Origin of the sequence: Microbacterium sp. 5K110 (genome assembly GCF_005774735.1) — a bacterium.
Classification (GTDB): Bacteria; Actinomycetota; Actinomycetes; order Actinomycetales; family Microbacteriaceae; genus Microbacterium.
In genome coordinates this window covers 1-8,889 of sequence record NZ_VBUM01000113.1, presented here as the reverse complement: position 1 = coordinate 8,889, position 8,889 = coordinate 1, and the positions used below count along the sequence as shown (strand labels likewise).

Sequence of the window (8,889 nt, the reverse complement as noted above, 5' to 3'; positions counted from 1 at the left end):
GGGCTCGATCGGGCGGGCCTCGAAGAAGGTCTGCAGCACGATCGTGGTGCGCGTGTTGACCTGGGCCGCCGTGCGGATGTCGCGGATCAGCGTCTCGAGATCGCGCGGAGTCGGCACGCGGACGAACAGCATGTACGCCGCGTCACCGGCGATCGAGTGGCACGCCTCGATCGCGCTGAGGTGCGCGAGCAGATCCGGAGCGTTGTCGGGCTGCGCCGGATCGAGGGGCGTGATCTCGACGAAAGCGGCGAGCGGGCGGCCGAGCGCCTCGGCATCCAGAACGGGCCGGTAGCCGCGGACGATGCCGCGCGCCTCGAGCCTCCGCAGCCGCGACTGCACCGCCGAGACCGACAGGCCGACCTTCTCGGACAGGTGGGCGAGCGTGGCGCGCGCATCGAGGGAGATCTCGCGCACGATGGCCGCGTCGACGGTGTCGTCGAGCCGCGCGCGGCGAACGGAACCGTCGGACATGCGCCCGACAGTACCAGGATGCGACGGAGCCTCCGTGGCGGCATCCGTAATTTTTCCGTTAGCATGCGGTACTGACAGGAATCTTTCCCGCCTACGCCGATCGGAGGCCTCCATGACCCTCGCGACACCCTCGCGCTCCGCGCACGACCTGCTCGACGGGCACGCGGTCGACACGGTCGAGCACACCCCCGCGTGGACTCAGCTCAAGGACGCCGCCGTCCAGCTGCAGTCGCTGCAGGCCGCGGACGGCGCGGTTCCGGAGGCATCCGATCACGCGCGCGCCGGTGCCCTCGTCGACGACATCGTCGACGCGATCCGGGCCCTCACCCCCCTGTTCCCCCACGACGACGCCTACCTCCGCGCGTCCGTCGTGGACTTCGAGCGATGGAAGGATGCCGGGTTCGGCGTGCCCGATTTCCTCGACTCGCTCGTGGCGTTCCAGCCGCAGCAGCACCGGGTCGACGGCATCCGTCATCTCGTCGTCTTCCCGATGTACACGCAGAACGGCTCGCGCGACCGGCACGTCGAGGCGGTGCTCGTCGAGGTCATCTGGCCCGAGTTCATCGCGCGCCTCGAGACCGAGTACACCAACGGCCTGTTCGTCTCGCTGCGCCTGGTCGATTTCACGCCCGGGTACGACACCAACTCGGCGGTGCTCTTCCCCGAGACCGTCGCGATGCGCGAGGTGCCGGCCTTCACGTGGGGCGCGATCTTCCAGGACCGCGAGGCCGCCCGTTACCGTCGCGTGACCCGCGCCGCGGCCGAGATCACCAAGCTCGACCTGCCCGAGAACGCCGCGCGCCTGCTCGATGATCAGGACCTCGCCGAGCGCACGTTCGTGATGTGGGACATCATCCACGACCGCACGCACATGCGCGGCGATCTGCCGTTCGACCCGTTCATGATCAAGCAGCGGATGCCGTTCTTCCTCTACTCGCTCGAGGAGTTGCGGTGCGACCTGACCGCGTTCCGCGAGTGCGTGGAGATCCAGGCCCGGCTGTCCGCACGCGACGACCTGGATGCCGCGGAGCAGGCGATGCTCGAGCACGCCGAGCTCGTGCAGTACGCCGTGATCTTCGACCGCATCTTCCGCTTCGCCATCACCGGCTCGCGGGTCCGCAACTACGACGGGCTGGGCGGTCAGCTGCTCTTCGCGTGGCTGCACCAGCGTCGCGTGCTGCACTGGACCGACACGTCGCTCGCGTTCGACTGGGACGAGGTGCCCGCCGCCGTCGTGGCGCTGGCCGACGCGATCGACGAGCTGTACTGGCGCTCGATCGACCGGCCCAAGACGGCCCACTGGCTGGCCTCCTACGACCTGGTGCGATCGGTGGTGACGCCGCATCCTGCGTCGGTCTGGGCCCGTGGACTGTCCGACGAGGTGCTCGCCGGTCTCCCCAAGGGGTACACCGACGCCGTGCTCGACGACGAGTTCCCCCTGTCGATGTTCTTCGAGGCTCTGGAGAAGAAAATGCGCCCCGTGATCGCTTCGACCGAGGGCATCACCGGCCGCGACTGAGGCCGGGGATCCCGGCCCGTCCTCCCCGCCACGGCACGCCGTCCCGCGGAGTTCGGCCGAGACACGCCGCTACAGCCCCAGCTCGCACAGCGGGTCGACGGCAGACTCCGCACGACGGCGCGGACCGATGCCGCCGTACGACGAAGGCGACCCGGAGGGAAGAGACCATGAGCCACGACACAGGGGTACGCGACCGACTGGTTGTGCTGGCGGGGGGAACGAGCGCGGCGGGCCGCACCGCGGCGCGGGCCCTCGTCGATGCCGGGGCTCGCGTCGTCGTCGTGGGGTCGGACGACGCGCGCCTCCGCGAAGTACGGGCCGAGATCCCCGACGTCGCGACCGAGCGCTGCGACCTGACCGACGCGGATGCCGTGGACGCCCTGCGCGAGCGCGTGCACGCCGCGCGTGGGCGGGTCGACGGCATCCTGCACCTCGTCGGGGGCTGGCGCGGCGGCGGGGGCATCGCGGGGCAGAGCGATGAGGACTTCGCGTTCCTGCTGCGTTCGTTGACGGCTTTGCGCGTGGTCTCGCGGGCCTTCGACGCCGATCTGCGCACCTCGGATGCCGGGCGCCTGGCGATCGTGTCCTCCACCGCCGTGGATCGGCCGCTGGCGGGCGGTGCGAACTATGCCGCCATCAAGGCGGCGAGCGAGGCGTGGGTGCGGGCCGTCGCCCAGGGCTTCGCCAAAGATGCCCGCGATGCGGGACGCCCGCTATCCGCGGCGGCCGTCGTCTTCCGAGTGAAGGCGCTCGCGGGGCTCGAGGCGGGCCTCGCGGCCGCGTTCGTCGGTCTGTGGGGCCAGGATGCGGAAGCGGTCAACGATCGCGTCGTCGCCCTCGTTCCCCCGGTCGGCTAACGCGGATCGAGGTCCGGTTCGGTCGCGCCGCCCCGACCCGGATCCGCCGCCGTCGCGGAGACGCCACCGCCCGTCGCGGAGACGCTGCCGCCCGTCCCGGAGATGCTGCCGCCCGTCCCGGAGACGCCACCGCCCGTCGCGGAGACGCCACCGCCCATCCTGTCCACGGGAGCCTCGGCGACGCGGGGATCGACGTCGGCGCCCACGGATGCCGCGCCCGAACGCACGGCGAACGGGTCGAGGGCATCGCCGTCTCGGTGGGGGTCGGCTCCCTCGCCGGCGGCGACATCGGCGTTCACGGTCGACGTCGCGTACTGCCGCGAGAGCAACCGATAGGACCGGGTGAGGAACGCCCCCGCACCGAAGACGACCATCACGAGTCCGGCGACGAGGAAGATCAGCGCGATCCCGCGCCCGATTCCGTCGCCGAGCAACCACTCCCACTGCGCGCGGCCGGCATCGCCGTCCATGTAGGGGATGATGACGAACTCGGCGATGGGCGCGATCAAGAACGCCGTGATCGGCGCCGACGCGGACTCGAATGCCGCGGCGAACCCGAACACCCGGCCTTGCGTTTCGAGCGGCACGACCTTCTGGATCACGGTCTGCTCCGCGGACTCCACCATCGGGATCAGCGCCATGTAGATCCAGATGCCCGCGACGTACAACCACCACCAGTCACGCAGGGTGAAGGCGGCCCCGAGGACGCCCATCGCGATCACCACGAGCAGCATCGTGCGGATCGGGTTGCGCCCGAGGCCGAACTTCGCCACGAGCCCCCCGCCGATGATGAACCCTGTGGCCGTGACGCCCAGCACGACTCCCCAGATCTCGACGGGGAAGAGTTGCAGACCGTAGGGGTCCATGAGGGCCAGATAGACCCCGCCGATGAGGTTGTTGAACGTCGAGAAGATGAGCAGGGCGAACAGACCGGGGGCGGCGCGCACGGCCCGAACGGCACCGCGCACGTCGACGGCCGGCATCCGCTCGGTGGCGGCCGCCGGACGTTCCTCGGGGATGCGGATCGTCAGCAGGTGCGCGAGCGCCGCGAGGGTCAACGCGATCGCGATCGCGAGCGTCCAGCCCATGCCGAGCACTCCGACCGACAGTCCACTGAACACGCTCGTCACGACGAAGGAGAGACCCTGCACCGTGCCGACGAGGCCGTTCGCGTTCGGCCGGCGTTCTTCGGGTACGAGCAGCGTCACCGTGGTCGACAGCGCGATGTTGCGCATGTTCTCGACGACCGCGCCGGCGAGGATGACCCCGGCGAAGATCCAGAACCAGGGCCCACCGAGATCGAGCAGCGCCCGCTCGGGGAAGAGGAGCCACAGCACACCCGCCACCCCGAACGCCGCGAGAGTCAGGGCGCCCGAGAACACCATGACGCGGTGCTTGCGGTGCCGGTCGACGATCGTGCCGAAGAGCATCGCGAAGATCGCCAGCAGGAGCATGTACGCGCCGCCGACGATGCCCGTGGCCAGGACCGACCGAGTCTCGAGGTAGACCCAGAACGTGAGCGCGAACCACAGGTAGCTCGTGGTGACGTTGGCGACCGCCGTGTTGACCAGGACACCCACGAACGCGCGGCGCCCCTCGGCGGCGGACGCCACGATGGGGGCGGCGGACGGGGGTGTCTCGGTCATGCCGCACACGTTAGCGACCCCCTCCGACATCGACCAGAGCGCGGGTCCCGGTGACTACGCTGGAGGGGTGACCCCCCTGCATGACACCGCCGTCCGCGGCTTCGCGTCCGACAACTATTCCGGCATCCACCCCGACGTCCTCGCCGCGATCGCCGCCGCCAACGAGGGCCACCAGGTCGCGTACGGAGAAGACGTCTACACCGCCCGCCTGCAGGAGCTGTTCGTCGGTCTGCTCGGCGAGGGCGTCGAGGCCTACCCGGTGTTCAACGGCACCGGCGCGAACGTCGTCGGTCTGCAGTCGATGCTCCCCCGCTGGGGTGCGGTGATCGCGGCATCCACCGCGCACATCAACGTCGACGAGGGCGGTGCCCCCGAGCGCGTCGGCGGCATCAAGCTGCTGACCGTCCCCACCGACGACGGCAAACTCACGCCCGAGCTGGTCGACCGCGAAGCCTGGGGGTGGGGCGATGAGCACCGGGCCCAGCCGCTCGTGGTCTCGATCACGCAGTCGACCGAGCTCGGCACCCTGTACTCGGTCGACGAGATCCGCGCCCTGGCCGACCACGCGCACGGGCACGGCATGCGCCTGCACATGGACGGCGCCCGCATCTCGAATGCGGCGGCGGCGCTCGATGTGCCGCTGCGCGCCTTCACCCGCGACGCGGGCGTCGACGTGCTCAGCTTCGGCGGCACGAAGAACGGCGCGATGATCGGCGAGGCGGTCGTCGTGCTCGACCCGGCGGCATCCACGGGTCTGACCTACCTCCGCAAGCTCGACATGCAGCTCTCCAGCAAGATGCGCTTCGTCTCGGCCCAGCTGGTCGCGCTCCTCGACGGCGATCTGTGGCTGCGCAACGCCCGTCACTCCAACGCGATGGCGCAGCGTCTGCGCGCCGGCGTCGAGGCCGGCCTCGCCGACGGCTCGATCCACGGGGTGGAATTCACCCAGCCGACGCAGGCGAACGGCGTCTTCGCGACCCTGCCCGTGGGTGTGGCCGACCGGCTGCGCGAGAGCTTCCGCTTCTACGACTGGGACGAGATGCGCCACGAGGTGCGCTGGATGTGCTCGTTCGACACGACCGAGTCCGACATCGACGCCTTCATCGCCGCGATCGCCCGCGAGACCACGCGCTGACACCCGCTCCCCCGCAGCGGCCCCGGATGCCACACCCCCAGGCCGAACCCGGCGCGCCCGCCGCCACCGCCCGACCCGGATGCCACCACCCGACGCCGAACCCGGCTCAGCGGGCCGACGGACGACCGAGGATGAGCGTCGACGGCGACGGCCGCCAGTGTCGAGCGACATAGTCGACGGCTTCGTCGACCCCGAGCGCCCGACTGGAGTTGCCGATGCGCACCCACAGGTCGGTGGTCGGACCGCCGTCCTTGGGCTGGGTGAGGAAGACCGGACGCGGCGCCGGGCGGCACACCACGACGCAGACGTGAGGTCGCCCCTCGGCGGGCGCAGCGAAGACGATCCGCGGTTGGGCCGCGGCATTGCGGCCGAGGGCGGTCGAGAGCATGTCGCGCAGCCACAGCTCGAACCGATCGTGGTCGGGCGTGCGCAGTGTCGCGAGGTCCCGGTCGAGGCCGATCGCGGTCCCGGCGTCGTCGGCGCCGATCACGAGCGTCCCGCCGCGCGAGTTCAGGAACGCCGCGACCGACTTCGCGATCGCGATCTCCATGCGCGCGTCCTTGCGACTCTCGCGCACGTTCCAACGGGCGGTCTCTTTGAACTCGACCCGGTCGGACTCGCCCGCGCGCAGCAGCGCCGCCACGTCGACGTCGCCGCCGTCCCGTCGCGCGGCCGCCACGACCGCCGCGACGATCGCGGACAGCCCGATGCTCGCACCGGCCGAGAACAGGATCGTCGTGGGCACCCACAGCCGCGCCGCACCGCCCACGAACGCGGACAGGAGCAGCCCGATGCTCACCCCGAGCACGCCGATCACCGTCATCAGCGGCAGGCTCAGCGAGCGCGCCGGACCGAACGCGCGCCGCAGCACGACCGCGATCGCCGCGGCCAGCGCCAGGACGACGGGCAGCGCGATCGCGAGATCGACGAGCGGGGTGTCCATCGGCATCCGGGCTCGAGCGGGACTCAGCGCAGCGCGCCGAGCGAGGCCAGCCCCAGACGGACGAGCGTGCCGCGCCCACCCTCCATCTCGGCCGAGAGGGCATCGGATGCCGCTTCCTCGGGCGAGAGCCACGTGACCTCGAGGGCGTCCTGGCGGGGCTCGCACGTGCCGGTGACGGGCACGACGAAGGCGAGCGACACGGCGTGCTGCCGATCGTCGTGGAAGGCGGTCATGCCCGGAAGCGGGAAGTACTCCGCGACCGTGAAGGGTGCCGGCTGCGGGGGCAGCAGGGGGAAGGCCATGGGTCCGAGGTCGTTCTCGACGTGGCGGAAGAGCGCATCGCGCACGGTCTCGCCGTAGCGCACGCGTCCGGAGACGAGCGTGCGCGTCATCTCGCCGAGCGGGGTCGCCCGCAGGAGGATGCCGACCTGGGTCACGGCACCCATCCCGTCGGTGCGGACCGGCAGCGCCTCGACGTAGAGCATCGGAAGACGCCGTCGCGCCTCGGCGAGTTCGACCTCGCTCAGCCAGCCCGGGTTCGAGTTGGGGGCGGCGGGCGCGCCCGAGAAGGGCGTCGACAGCGAGTCGCGGTCGTCGCCGTTGTCACCGGGTTCGGGGTCGGGGGTGCGCACGGGCATGTTCCCTGTATATCAACCGACCGCCCCGATGCCCACGTTTGCGGGCGGATGCCACGGCTCGGCACCGCACCGCTGGCCCGGCCGCGACCGGGGCGGGCACGCGCGACCGCCCGGGGGCGCTGGCTGTGTCGGAGGTCTTTGCCACAATGGGCGGCATGACCGAGCGCCCGATCCTCGATCCCTCCGTCGTCCGCTGGTCGGTGCCACCGGCCGAGATCGACGACCGTCCCGTGCTCCTCCTGCTGCACGGGTACGCGGCCGACGAGCACGATCTGTTCGGCCTCGCGCCGTACCTGCCCGACGCCTTCGCGATCGCGAGCGTGCGCGCCCCGCTCACTCCGCCCTGGCCCACGCCCGGCGCCTCGTGGTACCCGATCGAGGGCCTGAACGGCCGCGATCCCGCCGCCATCACCGTCGCGGCCGAGTCGCTGCTCGCGTGGATCGCCGACACCCTCGGCGACCGCCCGGTCGGGCTCCTGGGCTTCTCGCAGGGTGGGGCGGTTGCGGTCCAGACCCTGCGCATCGCTCCGGACGCGGTGTCGTTCGCCGTCGTCCTCGCCGGCTACGCCGCGGGCGGCGAACTCCCCGGCGACATCGTTCTGGCCGAGCGACGCCCCCCGGTGTTCTGGGGGCGGGGGTCGCGCGACGACGTCATCCCGCCGCACCTGATCGACATGACCGCGCAGTGGCTCCCCGCGCACAGCGACCTGACCGGCCGGGTCTACCCGGGTCTGACGCACTCCGTCTCCGAGGAAGAGCTCGCCGATGTCCGCGCGTTCCTCGACGCGCGCCTGGCCGGCGGCACCGCCGACGTCTGATCCACTCGGCGTTCCGCGGCCAGCGAACGTCAACCCCGGCCCGATGTCGGAGGTCCGGGAGAAGATGTCGGCATGGCCGACGTACTCGACAGATTCGGTCCTGCGACGCAGGACTGGTTCCGTGGTGCGTTCGCGACGCCCACGACCGCGCAGAAGGGTGCGTGGGAGTCGGTGGCGTCCGGTCGCAACGCCCTCGTCGTCGCTCCGACCGGCTCGGGCAAGACCCTCTCGGCCTTCCTCTTCGCGATCGACCGGGTGTTCCGCGAGAAGGCGCCCGAGGGGGCGGATGCCGCGCCCCCGCGCCGCGGCCGGGGCGCGGTCAAGAAGCCCGCGAACACCTCCCGCACCCGCATCCTCTACATCTCCCCGCTCAAGGCCCTCGGCGTCGACGTGGAGCGCAACCTCCGCTCGCCGCTGGTCGGCATCGGTCAGTCGGCCCGACGCTTGGGCATCGAGGTCCCGACCGTGACCGTGGGCGTGCGGTCCGGAGACACGAGCTCGAGCGACCGCCGCAAGCTGGTCACCGACCCACCCGACATCCTCATCACGACTCCCGAGTCGCTGTACCTCATGCTCACGAGCCAGGCGGCCGAAACGTTGCGCGGTGTACACACCGTGATCATCGACGAGGTCCACGCGGTCGCCGCGACCAAGCGCGGCGCGCACCTGGCGGTGAGCCTCGAGCGGCTGGACGCGCTGCTCGACGCTCCCGCGCAGCGCATCGGGCTCTCCGCCACGGTGCGGCCGATCGACGAGGTCGCGCGCTTCCTCGGCGGCGCGCAGCCGGTCGACATCGTGGCGCCGAAGGCGACGAAGGCGTTCGATCTGTCGGTGGTGGTCCCCGTCGACGACATGCTCAACC

The 8,889-nt window shown here is 71.3% G+C and carries 8 protein-coding genes and 1 pseudogene; 5 read left to right on the top strand and 4 right to left on the bottom strand.

Translation table 11 applies throughout. The features are described from left to right. Window positions 1-471, bottom strand: a 471-nt coding sequence (locus FE256_RS16615) for an Lrp/AsnC family transcriptional regulator (protein ID WP_138177882.1), incomplete at its 3' end; no start/stop codon positions are given. Window positions 472-583: 112 nt separating this feature from the next. Here FE256_RS16615 and FE256_RS16610 point away from each other — a divergent pair. Then, window positions 584-1,990 (top strand): DUF6421 family protein, encoded by a 1,407-nt coding sequence (locus tag FE256_RS16610; RefSeq protein WP_138177881.1) that lies wholly within the window; start codon window positions 584-586, stop codon window positions 1,988-1,990. A 167-nt stretch (window positions 1,991-2,157) separates the two neighbouring features. After that, on the top strand, window positions 2,158-2,847 hold the full coding sequence (locus tag FE256_RS16605) for an SDR family NAD(P)-dependent oxidoreductase (RefSeq protein ID WP_138177879.1): 690 nt from the start codon (window positions 2,158-2,160) through the stop codon (window positions 2,845-2,847). 281 nt (window positions 2,848-3,128) lie between these two features. Here FE256_RS16605 and FE256_RS16600 read toward each other — a convergent pair. Continuing rightward, window positions 3,129-4,493 (bottom strand): annotated as a pseudogene (locus tag FE256_RS16600) (MFS transporter); the annotation flags it as partial. A gap of 67 nt (window positions 4,494-4,560) precedes the next feature. Between FE256_RS16600 and FE256_RS16595 the strand changes: the two are divergent. Next, window positions 4,561-5,628 (top strand): threonine aldolase family protein, encoded by a 1,068-nt coding sequence (locus FE256_RS16595; RefSeq protein ID WP_138177875.1) that lies wholly within the window; start codon window positions 4,561-4,563, stop codon window positions 5,626-5,628. Between the two features lie 106 nt (window positions 5,629-5,734). Here FE256_RS16595 and FE256_RS16590 read toward each other — a convergent pair whose 3' ends face one another. Next, window positions 5,735-6,571: an AlbA family DNA-binding domain-containing protein gene (locus FE256_RS16590; RefSeq protein ID WP_138177884.1), complete on the bottom strand. Its 837-nt coding sequence runs from the start codon at window positions 6,569-6,571 to the stop codon at window positions 5,735-5,737. A gap of 23 nt (window positions 6,572-6,594) precedes the next feature. Then, window positions 6,595-7,209, bottom strand: a complete 615-nt coding sequence (locus FE256_RS16585) for an NUDIX hydrolase family protein (RefSeq protein ID WP_138177872.1) — start codon at window positions 7,207-7,209, stop codon at window positions 6,595-6,597. Between the two features lie 155 nt (window positions 7,210-7,364). Between FE256_RS16585 and FE256_RS16580 the strand changes: the two genes are divergently transcribed. Then, window positions 7,365-8,027, top strand: coding sequence for an alpha/beta hydrolase (locus FE256_RS16580; protein ID WP_138177870.1), 663 nt, complete (start codon window positions 7,365-7,367; stop codon window positions 8,025-8,027). 72 nt (window positions 8,028-8,099) lie between these two features. Then, window positions 8,100-8,889, top strand: a 790-nt coding sequence (locus FE256_RS16575) for a DEAD/DEAH box helicase (RefSeq protein ID WP_138177868.1), incomplete at its 3' end; no start/stop codon positions are given.

Coding starts and splice junctions, on each gene's coding strand:
- FE256_RS16605 (WP_138177879.1), top strand. CDS start 2,158: ATGAGCCACGACACAGGGGTACGCGACCGACTGGTTGTGCTGGCGGGG.
- FE256_RS16610 (WP_138177881.1), top strand. CDS start 584: ATGACCCTCGCGACACCCTCGCGCTCCGCGCACGACCTGCTCGACGGG.
- FE256_RS16580 (WP_138177870.1), top strand. CDS start 7,365: ATGACCGAGCGCCCGATCCTCGATCCCTCCGTCGTCCGCTGGTCGGTG.
- FE256_RS16590 (WP_138177884.1), bottom strand. CDS start 6,571: ATGGACACCCCGCTCGTCGATCTCGCGATCGCGCTGCCCGTCGTCCTG.
- FE256_RS16585 (WP_138177872.1), bottom strand. CDS start 7,209: ATGCCCGTGCGCACCCCCGACCCCGAACCCGGTGACAACGGCGACGAC.